At 67.6% G+C, this 16,333-nt stretch carries 18 protein-coding genes; 5 read left to right on the forward strand and 13 right to left on the reverse strand.

The window, feature by feature from the left end; translation table 11 throughout:
• Positions 1-14: 14 nt before the first annotated feature.
• Both FXO18_RS05030 and miaB read right to left on the reverse strand, forming a co-directional pair.
• Positions 15-548 carry an Rv2732c family membrane protein gene (locus tag FXO18_RS05030; RefSeq protein ID WP_149359909.1) on the reverse strand — a complete coding sequence of 178 codons (534 nt, stop codon included), beginning with the start codon at positions 546-548 and terminating at the stop codon, positions 15-17.
• Entirely contained in the window at positions 548-2,167 is a 1,620-nt protein-coding gene (gene miaB / locus FXO18_RS05035; RefSeq protein ID WP_149360126.1) for a tRNA (N6-isopentenyl adenosine(37)-C2)-methylthiotransferase MiaB, read from the reverse strand. Before miaB ends, FXO18_RS05030 begins: the two co-directional genes overlap by 1 nt.
• A gap of 282 nt (positions 2,168-2,449) precedes the next feature.
• On the opposite strand from miaB, the gene FXO18_RS05040 reads away from it, so the two are divergent.
• From FXO18_RS05040 to FXO18_RS16140, 3 genes are read left to right on the forward strand one after another with little or no spacing between them, the layout of a single operon-like run.
• Positions 2,450-3,451: a TAXI family TRAP transporter solute-binding subunit gene (locus tag FXO18_RS05040; RefSeq protein WP_235900449.1), complete on the forward strand. Its 1,002-nt coding sequence runs from the start codon at positions 2,450-2,452 to the stop codon at positions 3,449-3,451.
• Positions 3,448-4,005 carry a DUF1850 domain-containing protein gene (locus FXO18_RS05045; protein ID WP_149359910.1) on the forward strand — a complete coding sequence of 186 codons (558 nt, stop codon included), beginning with the start codon at positions 3,448-3,450 and terminating at the stop codon, positions 4,003-4,005. The genes FXO18_RS05040 and FXO18_RS05045 overlap by 4 nt, the downstream gene beginning before the upstream one ends.
• Before the next feature lie 7 nt (positions 4,006-4,012).
• Entirely contained in the window at positions 4,013-6,688 is a 2,676-nt protein-coding gene (locus FXO18_RS16140; RefSeq protein WP_187774177.1) for a TRAP transporter permease, read from the forward strand.
• On the opposite strand, the gene FXO18_RS05055 is transcribed toward FXO18_RS16140, so the two are convergent.
• From FXO18_RS05055 to pgsA, 10 genes are all read right to left on the reverse strand, one after another.
• Positions 6,685-7,239, reverse strand: a complete 555-nt coding sequence (locus tag FXO18_RS05055; RefSeq protein ID WP_149359912.1) for a regulatory protein RecX — start codon at positions 7,237-7,239, stop codon at positions 6,685-6,687. The genes FXO18_RS16140 and FXO18_RS05055 overlap by 4 nt on opposite strands.
• On the reverse strand, positions 7,239-8,276 hold the full coding sequence (gene recA, locus FXO18_RS05060) for a recombinase RecA (protein WP_149359913.1): 1,038 nt from the start codon (positions 8,274-8,276) through the stop codon (positions 7,239-7,241). The genes FXO18_RS05055 and recA overlap by 1 nt, the downstream gene beginning before the upstream one ends.
• Positions 8,277-8,524: 248 nt before the next feature.
• The gene (locus FXO18_RS05065; RefSeq protein WP_149359914.1) at positions 8,525-8,719 is read right to left on the reverse strand and encodes a DUF3046 domain-containing protein; all 195 of its coding nucleotides are present in this window, start codon (positions 8,717-8,719) and stop codon (positions 8,525-8,527) included.
• Positions 8,720-8,826: 107 nt separating this feature from the next.
• Positions 8,827-10,020 carry a glycosyltransferase gene (locus FXO18_RS05070; protein ID WP_149359915.1) on the reverse strand — a complete coding sequence of 398 codons (1,194 nt, stop codon included), beginning with the start codon at positions 10,018-10,020 and terminating at the stop codon, positions 8,827-8,829.
• A gap of 29 nt (positions 10,021-10,049) precedes the next feature.
• Entirely contained in the window at positions 10,050-10,229 is a 180-nt protein-coding gene (locus tag FXO18_RS05075; protein WP_149359916.1) for a hypothetical protein, read from the reverse strand.
• A gap of 147 nt (positions 10,230-10,376) precedes the next feature.
• Entirely contained in the window at positions 10,377-11,357 is a 981-nt protein-coding gene (gene pspM, locus FXO18_RS05080; RefSeq protein ID WP_149359917.1) for a phage shock envelope stress response protein PspM, read from the reverse strand.
• Positions 11,358-11,382: 25 nt separating this feature from the next.
• Entirely contained in the window at positions 11,383-12,201 is an 819-nt protein-coding gene (locus tag FXO18_RS05085) for a PspA/IM30 family protein (protein ID WP_149359918.1), read from the reverse strand.
• Between the two features lie 220 nt (positions 12,202-12,421).
• Complete coding sequence (locus tag FXO18_RS05090; RefSeq protein WP_149359919.1) at positions 12,422-12,760, reverse strand: helix-turn-helix domain-containing protein; 339 nt, start codon at positions 12,758-12,760, stop codon at positions 12,422-12,424.
• 135 nt (positions 12,761-12,895) lie between these two features.
• Positions 12,896-13,393, reverse strand: coding sequence for a CinA family protein (locus FXO18_RS05095; protein ID WP_149359920.1), 498 nt, complete (start codon positions 13,391-13,393; stop codon positions 12,896-12,898).
• A gap of 1 nt (position 13,394) precedes the next feature.
• The gene (gene pgsA / locus FXO18_RS05100; RefSeq protein ID WP_223114508.1) at positions 13,395-14,018 is read right to left on the reverse strand and encodes a CDP-diacylglycerol--glycerol-3-phosphate 3-phosphatidyltransferase; all 624 of its coding nucleotides are present in this window, start codon (positions 14,016-14,018) and stop codon (positions 13,395-13,397) included.
• A 42-nt stretch (positions 14,019-14,060) separates the two neighbouring features.
• Between pgsA and FXO18_RS05105 the strand changes: the two genes are divergently transcribed.
• Both FXO18_RS05105 and FXO18_RS05110 read left to right on the forward strand, forming a co-directional pair.
• A complete protein-coding gene (locus FXO18_RS05105; protein WP_235900450.1) occupies positions 14,061-14,597 on the forward strand; it encodes an amino-acid N-acetyltransferase in 537 nt (178 codons plus the stop codon).
• A 65-nt stretch (positions 14,598-14,662) separates the two neighbouring features.
• Complete coding sequence (locus tag FXO18_RS05110; RefSeq protein WP_149359921.1) at positions 14,663-14,953, forward strand: YciI family protein; 291 nt, start codon at positions 14,663-14,665, stop codon at positions 14,951-14,953.
• A gap of 151 nt (positions 14,954-15,104) precedes the next feature.
• On the opposite strand, the gene FXO18_RS05115 is transcribed toward FXO18_RS05110, so the two are convergent.
• Positions 15,105-16,196: a TerC family protein gene (locus FXO18_RS05115; protein ID WP_149359922.1), complete on the reverse strand. Its 1,092-nt coding sequence runs from the start codon at positions 16,194-16,196 to the stop codon at positions 15,105-15,107.
• Between the last annotated feature and the right edge of the window lie 137 nt (positions 16,197-16,333).

Raw genomic sequence — 16,333 nt, forward strand, 5'->3', positions numbered from 1 at the left:
ATGACCAGGGGTGGCTAGCCCGCGTGCTGCTGCGGGGCGGGCACCCGGCTGACGGCCACGGTGAACCACGTCAGGAACAACGCTGCTAGTGCCGCGAGTCCCAGGACCAGCCCGGCTCCCGGGCCCGCGTCGCTCGCCGCGGCGAGATCGGCGGCGGTGGGGGTCTGTCGCGACCACACGGCCAGCATCCCTAGCACCGCACCGACGAACGATCCGCCCGCAGCGACCAGTGCCGCCACCCAGCGGCGCGAGATCAGGCTGATGATGGAGAACCCCGCGCCGAAGACGAGCGCGAACCAGACGAACAGCTGCGACATGATCTTCACCGACTGCTCGCGCGCTGCCTCCGAGCCGACGAGCACGTCCCAGCCGTTCGCGGCACCGGTGTGCGGCAGCGCGAAGGAACCCACGAGCACGAGCACGAGCACCGCGGCCACCAAGGCGCGGATGCCCGGGTCGATCTCCACCGACGCGCCGTCCCGCGTTCCGGTGGTGCCGGGCGCGAAGCTCTCGGCGGGGTCAGGAATCCGGGGCGTGTGAGCGGCCATCAGCAGCATCCTGTCGTCTGGGGGGCGGGGGCCGGGGCGCCGAGCCGCGGCATCCCCAGCCCGACACCGGTCGGGGTTGTATCGATCGGCGGGGTCTTCGGCGTGTGGCCGGCAGCCGCGGCATCGCCTGCCCGGGTACGGCGGTGCGCCAGGATCGGCGCGTCAGCGACCAGGTGGTGGGGCGCGGCGGAGGTAACGGTGGTCGTCACGATGTCTCCGGGACGGATCGCCTGGTCGACGGCACCATCGGGGCGGAAGTGAACCAGCCTGCCGTCGCGGGCCCGTCCGCTCATCCGCCGGGTCGCGGCATCCTTGCGACCCTCCCCCGTAGCGACGAGAAGCTCGACGGTCGAGCCGATGATCCTCGTGTTCTCCTCGAGGCTGACCTGCTCCTGCAGGGCGATCAACCGGTCATAGCGTTCCTGCACCACATGCTTGGGCACCTGGTCCGCCATGTCGGCCGCGGGAGTGCCGGGCCGCTTGGAGTACTGGAAGGTGAAGGCGCTGGAGAACCGGGCCTGGCGCACCACATCGAGGGTGTGCTCGAAGTCCTCCTCCGTCTCGCCGGGGAAGCCCACGATGATGTCGGTGGTGATGGCCGCATGCGGCATCGCCTCGCGCACCCGCTCGATGATGCCGAGGAACCGCTCCTTGCGGTACGAGCGGCGCATCGCCCGAAGGATGCGGTCGGATCCCGATTGCAGCGGCATGTGCAGTTGGGGGCACACGTTCGGGGTCTCGGCCATCGCCGCGATCACATCGTCGGTGAACTCCGCGGGGTGCGGCGAGGTGAACCGCACCCGCTCGAGCCCCTCGATGCTGCCGCAGGCGCGCAGCAGGTCCGCGAACGCGCCACGGCTGCGCGGGATCTCCGGATCAGCGAACGAGCGGCCATACGAGTTGACGTTCTGCCCGAGCAGCGTCACCTCGAGCACGCCCTCCGAGACGAGCGCCTGCACCTCGGCGAGGATGTCCCCGGGGCGACGGTCCACTTCCTTGCCGCGCAGCGCGGGCACGATGCAGAACGTGCAGGTGTTGTTGCAGCCCACCGAGATCGACACCCAGCCCGAGTAGGCGGAATCACGCTTGGCCGGGAGACCGGACGGGAACGCCTCGAGCGCCTCGATGATCTCCACCTGCGCCTCCGCGTTGTGCCGCGCACGCTCGAGCAGGGCAGGAAGCGCCCCGATATTGTGCGTGCCGAACACGACATCCACCCACGGCGCGCGCTTGACCACGACGTCGCGGTCCTTCTGCGCGAGGCATCCGCCCACCGCGATCTGCATGCCCGGGTTCGCGTCCTTCGACGGCCGCAGGTGACCGAGGTTGCCATACAGCTTGTTGTCCGCGTTCTCCCGCACCGCGCAGGTATTGAACACCACCAGGTCCGGCTCGCTGCCCCCATCGACGGGTACGTAGCCCGACTCCTCGAGCAGGCCCGCGAGCCGCTCGGAATCGTGCACGTTCATCTGGCATCCATAAGTGCGGATCTGGTACGTGCGCTGCTGCGGCGCGATAGCCTCGCTGGCCTCGCTGATGTCCTCGGTAGTGCTCACGACCGCCCAGTGTACGGGAGCGGCGCATCCCCGACCAAGCCTGCTACCACTGCTTTTGCCCATCCGCACGGCGTCATGGCCGCTCGCTGGCATGCCTCGCGACGCCGCGTGCCCGGTTCGGGCCGCCCCTCCGGCCGGGGGCAACGGATCACGCCGCCCGCTAGGCCGTCACGGGGTTGTTACCGCAATTCGTCCGTTTCCGTGGCCGATCTGGTCAAGACTGGGACAGGCATGCCCCGGGGCCGGGCCAGGGCTCGACGGCACTGTCGCTCCCGGGGTCCCCGGCACGAGATGCACGAGGCCCCGCTACCGTGGGCCAACCGCAAGGAGAGGACTAGCTTTCCCATGACCATTACCCCATCCCACTGGCCGGGCACCGCGCGCCGCATGGTCGCTGCGGCAACCGCGGGCGTGGCCACGCTCGCGCTCGCCGGCTGCGCCGTCGGCGGGGAGAACGACCTCACCCTCGCCACCGGTTCCACGGGCGGCACGTACTACCCGCTCGGCGGCGAGATCGCCAGCCTCTGGAGCGACAACCTCGAGGACTACTCGATCACCGCCACTGTCGGCGGCGCCTCCGTGGACAACCTTCGCCAGCTCGACCAGGGCGAGGTGGAGCTCGCGATGGCCGTCAACGCGACCGCGGCCGATGCGGTGGCCAGCGCCGGCGACTTCGAGGAGAACCCGCTGGGCGACCCGGCTGGCATCCGGTCGCTGGGCAACATCTACCCGGAGATCCTGCAGGTCGTCACCGTCGAGGGCACGGGCATCACCTCCATCGAGGACCTGCGGGGCAAGCGCGTGGAGATGGGACCGCTGGGCAGCGCGACCAATACGCTCTCCGGGCAGGTGCTCGAGGCATACGGCATTGATCCCGATGAGGATCTCGCCGAGCAGTTCGACAGCAGCTTCGGCGACGCTGCCACCAACCTCGGCGACGGTGTCGTCGATGCCGCGTTCGGCATCCTGTCCGCGCCGACGAGCAGCATCGAGCAGCTCGCCACCACCAACGATGTGCGGATGCTCAACATCCAGGGCGCGGCGCTCGACCGGCTCCTCTCCGAGAACCCTTTGCTGTCGCCGCATGTCATCCCGGGCGGTACCTACTCGGGGGTCGATGGCTCGAACAACACGGTCACCGCATGGGCCACTCTCTACGCGAAGGCTGATCTCGATGAGCAGCTCGCCTACGACCTGACGCGCGTGATGTACGAGAACTCCCGCGACGTCCAGCACTCCGCTGGCGATGACATCATCCTTAACACGGCCGTCGATGGCCTTGGCCCGGTGCAGCTGCACCCCGGCGCGGCCCGGTACTTCGAGGAGAACGGCATCAGCGTGCCGTGACGAGCCCCGTCCGCCACTGCGGGGGCATCCGGTCGCACCGGGTGCCCCCGCATCGCGCGTTGCTGGCCCTGATGCTTGGCGCCCTGGCCAGCCTCGCGGGCGGTGCCTGCGCCAGCCCCGAGGAGCAACTTCGCTTCGAGGTCTACTCGCACGAGACCGACGAGGTCGTGTACTCCGCTCCCCTCTCGCCCGGCGAGCCGATCACCCTCGACCACATCCATTCGGTGCACAAGCGCCCCGTCCACGAGGTGTTCTCCGTCAACGAGGAGGGCGAGCTGACCATGCGGGAGATGGTGTTCGACCGCATCGGAGCGAACCTGCCCGGAGGCCCCGAGACCATCGGCGGCACCACCACCACGTTCCTCGTCGAGGACGGCCGGTTCCGCGTTCTGCACCATGATCGGCCGCTCGGCATCGTGCCCATGATCGTGGGCAACCCGTCGGTGGATCATACGATTACCGTGCCTGATGGCACCGTCGTCCGGCTGCTCGATCTTGTCCGCGCCGGCGCCCGCGTCGATCTGCGAACCAATCACGCCACCACCACGAGGTAAAGCCACCGTGCCCGCCACGCCACCACCCCGCGACGCCAGCCTGAGCACCGACATCGCCGAGCTCGAGCACCACAATGCCCTCGAATCGACCGAGCACACCCGCGTCGACGCGGTTCCCGCCTGGAAGTGGGCGGTGTTCGTGGTGGCGCTGGCGTTCGCGCTGTTCCACATCCTGACCTCGCCCCTGTTCGAGGGCTCCCTGCCCGCGCGGCAACAGGGCCCTTTCCATGTATCCCTCGCCGTCGCACTGATCTTCCTGCTCTATCCGGCGAAGCCGCGGACCTCGCTGCGCCGGCAGCGCATGGGCACTGGGCTCGTGGTGGCCGGTGTGCTGATCGTCGCGGCATTGCTCGCCCAAGGCATCGCCGGGATGCACATCGTGGCCCCGGCCCTGCTCGTGATCGTGCTCACCCAGGTGGCACGCCATCTCCCTCTGCGGCTCGGTGGCGTGCCCGTCGGCGATGTGGCGATGGCCGCGCTCAGCGTGCTCGTCGGCTACTACGTCTTCGCCAACTACGAGACGATCCTGCGCACTGCGGGAATCCTGGACCCCGCGAACATCGCCGTCGGCACCGCAGGCCTGCTGCTCATCCTCGTCGCAGCGCAGCGGGTCCTTGGCCCAGCGCTGGTGGTGCTTGCCTCGTTGATGCTGGCCTATGCGTACTACGGTCCGGTGCTGCCTGGGTTCCTCGGCCACAGCGGCCACAGCCTTGATCGCATCGTCAATGTCTCGTTCTTCACCGACGAGGCCGTCTTTGGCACTCCAGTACGGGTGTCCGCAACGGTGATCTTCCTGTTCCTGGTCTTTGCCGCGATCCTGCAGCGCACCGGCATGGAGCGGTTCTTCACCGACGCCGCGCTGGGAGCCACTGGCTGGTCGCGGGGTGGCACGGCCAAGGTCGGAGTGGCGACGAGCGCGTTCTCGGGCACCATCACCGGCTCGTCGGTCGCCAATACCGTCAGCAATGGCGCGTTCACGATCCCGATGATGAAGAAGTCGGGGTACTCACCGAACTATGCGGGCGCGGTGGAGGCATCGTCGTCGACGGGCGGGCAGATCGCCCCGCCGATCATGGGTGCGGGCGCGTTCATCATGATGGAGATCACCGGCATCCCGTACGCGGAGATCCTGAAGGCCGCGATCATCCCCGCAGTGCTCTTCTTCGTCGCCCAGTTCGTGGTGATCCACTTCGATGCGCGGCGCCTCGGCATCGGGGGCATCCCGAAGCCGATGCTGCCGAGCGTCCGGCAGATCATGGCGGCCAAGGGGTACTTGCTGGTGCCGATCGTGGCGATCTTCATCCTGCTGTCGATGGGATTCAGCCCGGGCTTCGCGGCGATGGCCTCGATCTCCATCGCGATCGGCATCAACGTGCTGGTGCAGCTGCTTCATCCTCTCGTGGTGGCGGTCTCGCCAGGTACGGGCCTGGTCGCGGCCCCGCGTCCATCGACCAGCCGGGCGCGGGGCGCGCTGTCACTGCTGGGCTGGACATCGGTGACCGTCGCGGGAGCGGCGACGCTGCATTGGCTGGTGGGAGCATTGCTGCCGGACTTGTCGTCGTTGTTGCGGATGGCGGTGGTCGCGCTGGTGCTCGGAGTGCTGGTAGCGGTGCTGGCCCAGGTGGTGGCGCGCAAGCGAGGGTTCGCCCCGGACAGTGACGCCGCGGAGCCGCTACCGGTGGCGATGCGGCAGTCCTGGCGGTTGATCGTTCCTTTCGGTGTGGTGCTGACGGCGATGTGGCTGGTCGATCTCTCGGTGGATGCGGCGCTGCCGGATCTGTCGCGAGCGTGGTCGATCGTGGTGACGTCGTTCCTGCTCGCGCTAGTCGTGACACCGCTGGTCGCGCTGTTCGCGGGCTGGGGCCGGGCCTCCGACGAGAAGCTCTCGGTGGCAAGCCTCGCCGATGGCCTCGTGGGGGCGACCCGGATCGCGCTGCCGATCGTTGTGGCGTGCGCGGCGGCTGGGATCCTGGCCGGGATGATCACCTTGACGGGCTTGGGCCACAAGCTCGCTGATGGCTTGATCGGGCTGGGCGGGGGCTATCTGATCCCGGTGCTGGCGCTATCCATGCTCGCTTGCTTGATCCTGGGCATTGGCCTGCCGACCACGGCGAACTATGTGGTCACCGCGACCTTGGCGGCACCAGCGATCGTCGTGCTGCTCCAGGGCGACCTTCCTGACGCGACAGTGGCGATGATCCTCTCGGCGCACTTGTTCGTGTTCTATTTCGGCGTGATGGCGGACATCACGCCGCCGGTGTGCCTGGCGGCGTACGCGGCGTGCGGGATCTCGGGAGGCGATCCGATCCGCACCGGTGGCCATGCGGTGCGGATCGCGGTGTCGGGATTCGTGGTGCCATTCCTGTTCGTGATCAGTCCCGAGTTGCTGCTCCAGGATGTGAACTGGGGGCAGGGGATCCTCGCGATGGTGTCCTCGCTCGCTGGGGTGTTCTTCCTGGGCATCGCTGTGGTCGGTTTCCTGCATGAGCGAATCAGCTGGGCCGAGCGTGCGGCTCTGGGCGCCGCGGGCCTGATGCTGGTGCACTACGGGGTATTTACCGACGTCACGGGCTTGGCGATCGGACTGATTGTCATGAGCCTGCACGCGCGCGGCATCCGGAAGGCTGCCGGGGCGATGAGCGAGCGGCCGACAGTGCCGGAGCAGGCTGGTCCAGCGAGCTAGAACGGCTCATCGAGCAGGCCATCGCTTGCCCCACCGTGGTGCGGCAGCGCTTCGGTGACGACGCTGTAGGAGATGGAGGGGCCATACCCCCGCCGTGCGAGCATGCCAACCAGCCGTTGGATGATGCGTTGCTTCTCCCGCTGATCGGTCCAGTCGACGGACGCGATGGAGCGAAGTCGTTTATCCACGAGTTCCCGGGCCCGGTCTCGCTCGTCCTCGTCGCTGATGGTGCTCAGCGCGTTCTGGGCATCCGCGTCATCAACCCCCTTGCGCCTCAGCTCGTTGGCGATCGCTCGCTTGCCCTTGCCCGCGTACTGGTGCCGGGAGCGTGCCCACGCATGGGCGAACTCGGCATCGTCGATGAGCTTGACCTCGGCGAAACGCTCGAGAACAGAATCGCTCACAGCGCTGGGGATACCCTTGGCCTCGAGCTTGTTCCGCAGCTCGTCACGAGTGTGGGCACGCATGCCGAGCCAGCGCAGGCACAAGTTCTTGGCATGTGCCTGCCACTCCTCTGGCGACTTCTCCTGCTCCTCCGCGCCCGGACGCATCAGAACTCCGCAGCGGGCGCTTCCACCTCGGCATCAAGCACTGCACCGATACCGAGCTTCTCCTTGACCTTCTTCTCGATCTCGTCGCCCACCTCGGGGTTCTCGATCAGGTACTTGCGGGCGTTCTCCTTGCCCTGACCGAGCTGGTCGCCCTCGTAGGTGAACCAGGAGCCGGACTTGCGGATGAAGCCATGCGTCACGCCCATGTCGATGAGCGAGCCCTCGCGGCTGATGCCGTGCCCGTACAGGATGTCGAACTCTGCCTGCTTGAACGGGGGCGAGACCTTGTTCTTGACGACCTTCACCCGAGTACGGTTGCCGACGGCATCCGTTCCGTCCTTGAGGGTCTCGATGCGGCGCACGTCGAGACGGATCGATGAGTAGAACTTCAAGGCCTTGCCGCCCGTGGTGGTCTCGGGCGAGCCGAACATCACACCGATCTTCTCGCGGAGCTGGTTGATGAAGATGGCGGTGGTCCCGGCCGAGCTGAGCGCCGAGGTCATCTTCCGCAGCGCCTGGCTCATCAAGCGCGCCTGCAGGCCGACATGGCTATCTCCCATCTCGCCCTCGATCTCGGCGCGGGGCACGAGCGCGGCAACCGAGTCAATGACGAGGATGTCGAGGGCGCCCGAGCGAACCAGCATGTCGGCGATCTCGAGGGCCTGCTCGCCGGTGTCCGGCTGGGAGACCAGCAGTGCGTCGGTATCGACGCCAAGGGCACGCGCGTAGTCAGGGTCGAGCGCATGCTCGGCATCGATGAACGCCGCGATGCCACCGGCCTTCTGCGCGTTGGCGACTGCGTGCAGCGCCACGGTCGTCTTGCCGGAGGACTCGGGACCGTAGATCTCCACGACCCTGCCGCGTGGCAATCCGCCAATGCCCAGAGCCACGTCGAGCGCGATGGAGCCCGTGGGGATCACCGCGATGGGCTGCCGCGGCTCATCACCGAGCCTCATTACCGAGCCCTTGCCGAAGGACTTGTCGATCTGCGCGAGAGCGAGCTCGAGCGCCTTCTCGCGATCATATGCGGGTGCCATGTCTGAATTCTCCTTGGACTAGATGCGCGGCGGCAGTGTGCCTGTCAGTGAGGACTGGCAGTGCCCCACTCATGGCTACCGTACGACCGGCCACTGACAATTTTGCGTTCCCGCGCCCACGCTGTGGATAACCACATCACCGTGCACAGGCTGGGATTCGACGCTGAGGCGCGTTGTTGATGGGCACGCCTCGGCGCGCGGCCGATCCGGTACGACTGGCACCACTATACCGAACACACGTTCGAATGCTAGCGGTGCAGCTCCGGGACATCGAACTCGTCGCAGAGCGCTCGCCATACCTCGCGCAGCGAGACCCCGCTGCTCATGGCTCGCTCTGCCGTGAGGCCCCCGAGGGAGGTCAGCACATGGTCGCGCAGGAGGGTAGGGCCAAGCCGGGCGCCGAGGCAGCTCTCGACCTTGTCGTGGAAATCGGTCAGACGCACGGCCCCACCCTACTACTGCGGAAATCTGCAAGCGGAAGTCAACCAATCACGCCCCGGAATCGGACATCTGTTGACTTGCGCTCGCAGATTCGGCAAGGGGACCTACATCAGACCTGGCTGCCCGTGATCAGTTCCTCGCAGATCGAGAGGGGGTCCCGCACCTCCCGCGCCGTGCTGGCCGCCTCCTGGGCCGCGGCCCGGTATCGCGGATCGCCCACCACGCGCTCGATGGCAGCGCGCACGGCCGCTGGATCCAGCTCGCCCCCGGGCCCCGTTCGCACGATCTCGGCGACGCCCCGGCGCTGCGCCCGCGCGGCGAGCTCCCGCTGGTCGCCGCCACCGGGGATGATCACCATCGGGGTGCCCGCGAGCAGCGCGCGGGCAAGCATGCCGTGCCCCCCGCCGCACACCAGAACTGCGGCCTGATCGAGCAGTGGCCCCTGCCTGCCTTGGCCTGCGACGCACCAATCGGGCAGGTCGAGCTGCTGCCCGCCGAGCACTGTGGCGACCATGCGCCATTTCGTGGCCGGGTCGCTATTGCCGCGCAGCGCCTCGACAACAGCGTCGATCATGCCCTGCACGCCGCCACGGCTCGCGGTCGACGGCGACACCATGACCAGAGGGCCCTCACCGGGCGGCAGCTCGATGTCACGGCTCGCGGGCTCCCAGATGAGCGGCCCCACGAGATGCGCGGTGCCTGGCCAATCAGGCCTGGCCACCTCCATCGCTGGCAGGGTCGCGATGAGTCGCGCGCGGGGCCCGGGATCCCGCTCGGGCATCCCGACGGATGCTCGTGCCCGGCCCCGCTGGAGGCGACCGCGCCGAATGTCCCTGGCCACGAACGCCCGCAGCATGGCGTCCCTGGCCCGCCCGGACAGTCCGGTCCCTGGCTCGAGACCGCTTCCCACGGGTGGCAGCCCGCGCGAGGGCAAGTACAAGGGGTGCGGCGACAGCTCGGCCCAGGGAATGCCGAGTCGCTCGGCGGCAAGGCCTCCCGCCACGGTGATGACATCACTAACCACGAGGTCAGGCATCAGCTGATTGAGCGCGGGCAGGAGCTGGGTGGACATCGATGCCGCCCGCTCGTGGATGCGATGGCCGGCGTCGACGTCGAGATCCTCCGCGCCGCGCCCGAGGCCTGGCAGCTCGCGCGCATCAAGCCCGGCCGCGCGCGCATGGTCGAGCCAGCGGGTCCCGGTGAACACCACCGCCTCGCCGCCGCTGTCGGCGACACGCCTGGCCAGTGCCATGGCGGGGAACGCGTGCCCCGGGTCGGGTCCAGCGACGACAGCGATGCGCATGCGTGTTGCTCCTAGCTGTGGAGGGCTGCCTAGAGCCTCGTGGAGGGCGTGGTCGGGGTGCGGGGCCCGGCGAAGAATCGGTAGATCAAGTACGCGGCTGTCGCGATGAGCGCGAGGGTGATGACTGTTGACAACACATCGAACAGCGCGCCGAGCACGATGATGGCAAGCCACGCGATGATGATGGCGGCCACGATGCGGAGGACCATGATGACTCCCGTACTAGTTGGGCGGTGCGCCAGGCGTTCTGCCCTGGCCTTCCTCCAGCATGCGCGACCGGCAGGGCATTGTCAGCACGCGGGCGCGGAGTTCAGGGTGCGTTTCAGGGAGCACCCCTAGCTGGGGGCGGATCCTGCTCAGGCAGTGTGCCAGGGGCGCTCGTCGCGTCTCCCCGGGCCTGCGCGCCCTGGATCCCTCCTCATGCTTGGCGCGATGGCGGGATCCGGAGCGGCCAGCGGGTCGATGCGTTGGGAGCGGGCACCGTGCATCGCCATCGGCTCCTCGGCGGCTGGCCAGCGCAGGGCGTTGAGCTCGCGCAGCCCGTGAGCGAGCCCCTCGAGCCGGTCGGCCGCGTCCAGGAGCTCGGCTCGGCGCTTGTCCATGGCTTCGACCACGCGCCCTCCCGGCTGAGCGGGCCGGGAGCGATCAAAGACTGCCTCGGTCATCTGGCTTGCGGCCCTAGCGAGTGCCTCGATCTCCTCGACACCCTCGGTGACCTGATCCGCGAGGGCGCTGATGGGCAGGCGGAGATCATGCTGGGCACCTGGTGCGCCCCGACGCTGCCCGCGGCCCCGCAGTGCTTTCTGCGCGTGCTCCATCTCGACGACATCGCGGGCCGTGGCCTCGAGCGCATCGCCGGCGGCGGCGCTCGTCACCGAGATCTCCTCGAGGTCCGAATGCGGCACGACCTCGGCGCGGGAGAGGACGGTCAGCATGCGGTAGAGGCTTTGCTCGGCGTCACCGAGCCGGAGCATGGCGTCGTAGGCGGCCGAGGAGTAGGCCGGATGGAATCGCCTGGCTGGCCGTACTGGCGGCAGTGGTTGCGTCCTGTACGTGCGGAAGCGTTGCCAGGCCATGACCGCGGGAACCGCGAACAGGGCCGTGGCTCCCCCGCCTGCGATGATCGTCCAGTCCGGAGCACTGCTGGCAATGGCGAGACCGACCGTCCCTGTGCCAGTGATGCCCGATGCGGCACCAAGGCGGACCGACCGGCGCCTGGCCTTTCTGGTGCGGCGGATCTGCTTCTCGCGCGGGTCGGTGAAGCGGGTCACAGCATCGGTGACCCGACCGTGGACATCGCGGAGGAACTGCCCGGCACCGCCAGCTCGGGACGTCACGGCCTGGGCCTCCTCGCTCCTTCTGTCAGCCTGCCGCGTTGGGCTCCGCCTGCCCGTGCTGCTGCGGCTTGTCCGCCGCGGGCTGGGGGGCGCTGGCGGATTCGGGCGCGCTGCTGATCTGGTTGCCCTTCATCGATGCCCGGATCTGCTCGAGGCGGCTGTGCCCGGCCATCTCCACCGTGGACTGCTGCACCTCCATCATCCGGCCCTGCACGGAGCTCTTGTGCAGCTCGGTGGTGCCGAGGGCGTTGGCATAGCGCTGCTCGATCTTGTCACGCACGGCATCGAGGTTCGGGGTGTTGCCGGGGGCGGAGAGCTCCGACATCGAGCGCAGCGAGTTGCCGACCTGCTCCTGCATCTTGGCCTGCTCGAGCTGGCTGAGCAGCTTGGTGCGCTCGGCGAGCTTCTGCTGGAGCATCATCGCGTTCTGCTCGACAGCGTTCTTGGCCTGCTGCGCCGCGCCCACGGCCTGGTCATGCAGGGCCTTGAGATCCTCGATGTTGCTCTCGGCGGTGACGAGCTGCGCCGCGAACGCCTCAGCGGCGTTCTCGTACTGCTGCGCCTTCTGGGTATCGCCCTGGCCGGCGGCCTTCTCCGACATCTGCAGCGCCTGGCGGGTACTGGCCTGGAGCTTCTCGACCTCGGCGATCTGGCGGTTGAGCCGCATCTCGAGCTGGCGCTGGTTGCCGATCACGGCTGCGGCCTGCTGGGACAGGGCCTGGTGCTGCCGCTGCGCTTCCTCGATGGCCTGCTGGATCTGGATCTTGGGGTCGGCGTTCTCATCGATGGAGGCATTCATCTTGGCTTTCATGTAGTGCCACCACTTCGCAAACGGGTTCGCCATAGCCCCATCCCTCCAAGTCTGATTGTCGGTCCCTCGTGCCGCGATTCTACCCGGACGGACCAGCACGAGCCTCCGCCGCGGGCCGCGCTCATGGAGAGCGCAGTCACGCATGTCGAATCTATCCCGGATCGGATAGCCGCGCATCGGGGATTCCACCGATGTGCCGCTCCTCGCATCCCGTGCCGCGAACGGCGTGCTGGATGGATGCTCCGGGCACCCGCTACGCGGCGACCAGTTCCTCGGCCGCGCTCGCGACCTTCTCCGCCGAGCGCTGCGGGATCACGAACCGCGCGGTGCGCTCATCAACGCCACCCGGGGCAGCGGATTCGCTAGCAAGCAGGGAGCTGACATCGAACAGGACATCGGCAAGCTCGACATCGAGCGCATCGCAGATGGAGGCGAGCAGCTCGCTCGATGCTTCCTTGCGGCCGCGCTCCACCTCCGACAAGTAGCCGAGGCTCACCCGGGCCATGCTCGACACCTCGCGTAGTGTCCTGCTCTGGGACACCCGGACGCGCCGCAGGCTGTCACCGAGCGCTTCCCGTAGCAGCAGCGCCATGTCGCTCCTCCATCCTCATTGTTCTCCACAGGCAACGGCACCAATAGCCGCGAGGCCTAGCACCGCCTCTCGCGGGCGGGCAACTCACACAGGGTGAACGCGCAGCGACCGCGAGAGGTTCCCAGACACCTGACTCTAGACCTGTTGACCGTCAACTTCGACGACTAACGCGGCAAACGCGCGCCTGCTCACTGCGACACGCACATCCCAGCGGGGCCCGGGAACCGACAGCTCCAGCACTGATTCACGGCCTGGTCCGGCGATTCCCACGAACGCCGTGCCCACCGGCTTGCCTTCCTGCTCGTCCGGGCCCGCCACCCCGGTCAGTCCCAGGCCCCAGTCCGCGCCGAGCAGCTTCCTCGCTCCGCGCGCGAGCTCGATGGCTGTCTCCGCGGAGACAGCACCATGCTGGGCCAAGGTCTCCTCGGCGACGCCTGCCAGCGAGGCCTTCGCTTCCGTCGCATACACGACCAGCCCGCCGCGCATCACTTCGCTCGCGCCGGGCATTCCCCCGATAGCCGCGCTCGCCATGCCCGCGGTCAGGGATTCGGCGATGGCCACGGTCTGGCGCCGCGCAAGGAGGGCGGACACAAGGGCTTCCGGCTCGGTGGCGGAGACCAGTGGATCGCCCATGTCAGCGGCCAGATTGGCTGGCGATTCCATCGCGCCGCAGGCGCAGTGCCTGGACGACGTAGTCAAGGCCCGTGGCCACAGTGACGATGACCGCGGCGGCCATCAGAATCGCGCTGATCGGGAACACCCAGCCCGGCAGCGGGAATATGAAGAAGCAGATCGCGACGATCTGGATGACCGTCTTGAGCTTGCCGCCACGACCGGCCGGCATCACGCCATGCCGGATCACCCAGAACCGCAGCACGGTGATGCCGAGCTCGCGGAACAGGATGATGCCGGTGATCCACCAGCTGAGGTCGCCGAGGATCGACAGTCCGATCAGGGCACCGCCCATCAATGCCTTGTCAGCGATCGGGTCCGCGATCTTGCCGAAATCAGTGATGAGCCCATGCTTGCGCGCCAGGTGACCGTCGTAGCGGTCGGTGACTGCGGCGAGGATGAACAACGCGCCCGCGGTGATGCGCCACATGGTGGACTCACCGTCCTCGATGAGCAGCGCGACAAGGAACACCGGAACGATCAGGATCCTCAGCACGGTCAACACGTTGGCCACGTTGAGCACGGGCACGGGCTCGGTCACGCCATCGGCGTGCCCGGGGATTCCTCGATCGTCACTGTTCGCCACCTGTCCAGACTATCTGGCCGGGTTCCGGTTAGTCTTGCCGACATGACAAATCACGGCGGCGCGGACCCGGCGCCGACGGCGAGCACCGGGATGCTGGTGCGGCGCGCCCGCACCGCGGACGTGCCCGCGATCAAGTCGCTGGTCGATTTCTATGCCCCCAAGATCCTGCTGGAGAAGAACCTCGTCACGCTGTACGAGTCGATCCAGGAGTTCTGGGTGGCCGAGCACAATGGCTCGATCATCGCGTGCGGCGCCCTGCACGTCCTGTGGTCCGACCTCGGCGAGGTGCGCACCGTCGCTGTCGACCCGCGCTACAAGGGCCACGGCGCGGGCCATGCGGTGGTGGCACAGCTGATCGAGATTGCCCGTGACCTCGGGCTCAAGCGCGTGTTCGTGCTCACCTTCGAGGTCCAGTTCTTCGCTCGCCACGGCTTCCGCGAGATCAGTGGCACACCCGTCTCCTCCGACGTGTTCAGCGAGATGCGGCGGTCGTACGATACTGGCGTCGCGGAGTTCCTCGATCTCAGCTACGCCAAGCCCAACACTCTCGGCAACACCCGCATGCTGCTCACCTTGTGAGCCCCGCCCCTGGATAGTGATGCCAGGCCCCACGAAGGCCAGGCCCCACGAAAGGAACAGCACGAATGGATCTGCTCGCGATTCGCTACCGGTACGAGCCCTCGGAGTCCACGCGGCGCGACGAGCACCGGCCGGCCCACCGGGAGTGGCTGCGCGGCCAGCTCGCGGACGGCGTAGTGGTCTCGGCGGGCGCTTTCGGTGATGGGAGCGGCGCGTTGATCCTGCTGGACTCTGGGCGCGCGGGCGGGATCGAGGGCGCTCGCGCGCTGCTCGGGAGCGATCCCTTCGTCGCACAGGATCTCGCCCACGGCATCGAGGTGACCGCGTGGTCACCGGTGATGGGGGCATTCAGCTGAACGGGGCAGTTCTGTGCGGTTTCGCACCCCCGCACGGCTTCGAAAAGGTGCAAAACGTAACACTTCCGAACTGGCCCCAAGCAGCTAGTCCCCAGCGCCGCGAACCGGGGCCGAAGCCGCGGCGAGCGCGCTGCAACCCAGCCTGAGCAGCCTAGGTCCGGTCGTCCTCGGACGAGCGCTCCCGCGCCGATTCGACAGCAGCGCGGTCCTCCGCTGCTCGCTCCTCGGTCGCTCTCTCCTCGGCAGCGTTCTCCTCGTCGAGCTCGATCTTCTCGTGACGGGTCTTGACCAGGCTCGCGACAGTGACGATGACAAGCACCGAGACGATGATCAGCATGGATAGGCCCGTGGAGATTTCCGGCACAGCGACGTGCTCGCCACCGTTGATGAACCCAAGCTCGTTCTCATGGAGCGCGTGGAGGATCAGCTTGACGCCGATGAAGCCGAGAATGATCGACAGGCCGTGCGAGAGGTAGACGAGCCGCTCGAGCAGGCCGCCGATGAGGAAGAACAGTTGCCGCAGGCCCATCAGCGCGAAGGCGTTGGCGGTGAAGACGATGTAGGGCTCGCGGGTGAGGCCATAGATCGCGGGGATCGAGTCGAGCGCGAAGAGCAGGTCGGTGAGGCCGATGACGACGAGGGCGAGAGCGAGCGGGGTGAGCACGCGCTTGCCGTCGATCTTGGTGATGATTCGGTCGCCGTCGTAGGTCTCGGTGGTGGGAAGGACCTTGCGGGCGAACTGGATGATCTTGGATTCCTTCTGCTCCGCGCTCTCGTGCCCGCCGGACATCGCGTCCTGGAGGAGCTTGAACGCCGTGTAGAGCAGGAAGATCCCGAACAGGTAGAACACCCAGCTGAAGGTGTTGATCGCCGCCGCGCCCGCGGCGATGAAGATGCCGCGCATGACCAGTGCCATCGCGATACCGATCAGCAGGACCTTCTGCTGGTACTCGCGAGGTATGGAGAACGCGGCCATGATGACGACGAAGATGAACAGGTTATCGACCGACAGGGCCTTCTCGGTGATGAAGCCCGCGAAGTACTCGCCGCCGTACCGGGTGCCCCACACTCCCATGACCACGAAGCCGAAGATGATGGCGAATCCGATATAGATGGCCGACCACATCCCGGATTCGCGCAGCGTCGGCGCGTGCGGGGTCCTGACGTGGGAGTAGAAGTCGAACACGAACAGCGCGATGATCACGCCGATCGTCACGAGCCAGATCCACATGGGGACATTCATCAGTGCCAAACCTCCGGGTCACAGGACGGAACTCCGGAGGTCTCTCCCATTAGCATGATCAGCTAACCAATGGCACCGGACTGCTCTCGCGGTCGTGATGACGACACCATCGTTCTCGGGATACTCCCCTTCGGTGC

The sequence above is a fragment of the Lolliginicoccus suaedae genome, assembly GCF_008312885.1.
GTDB lineage: Bacteria > Actinomycetota > Actinomycetes > Mycobacteriales > Mycobacteriaceae > Lolliginicoccus > Lolliginicoccus suaedae.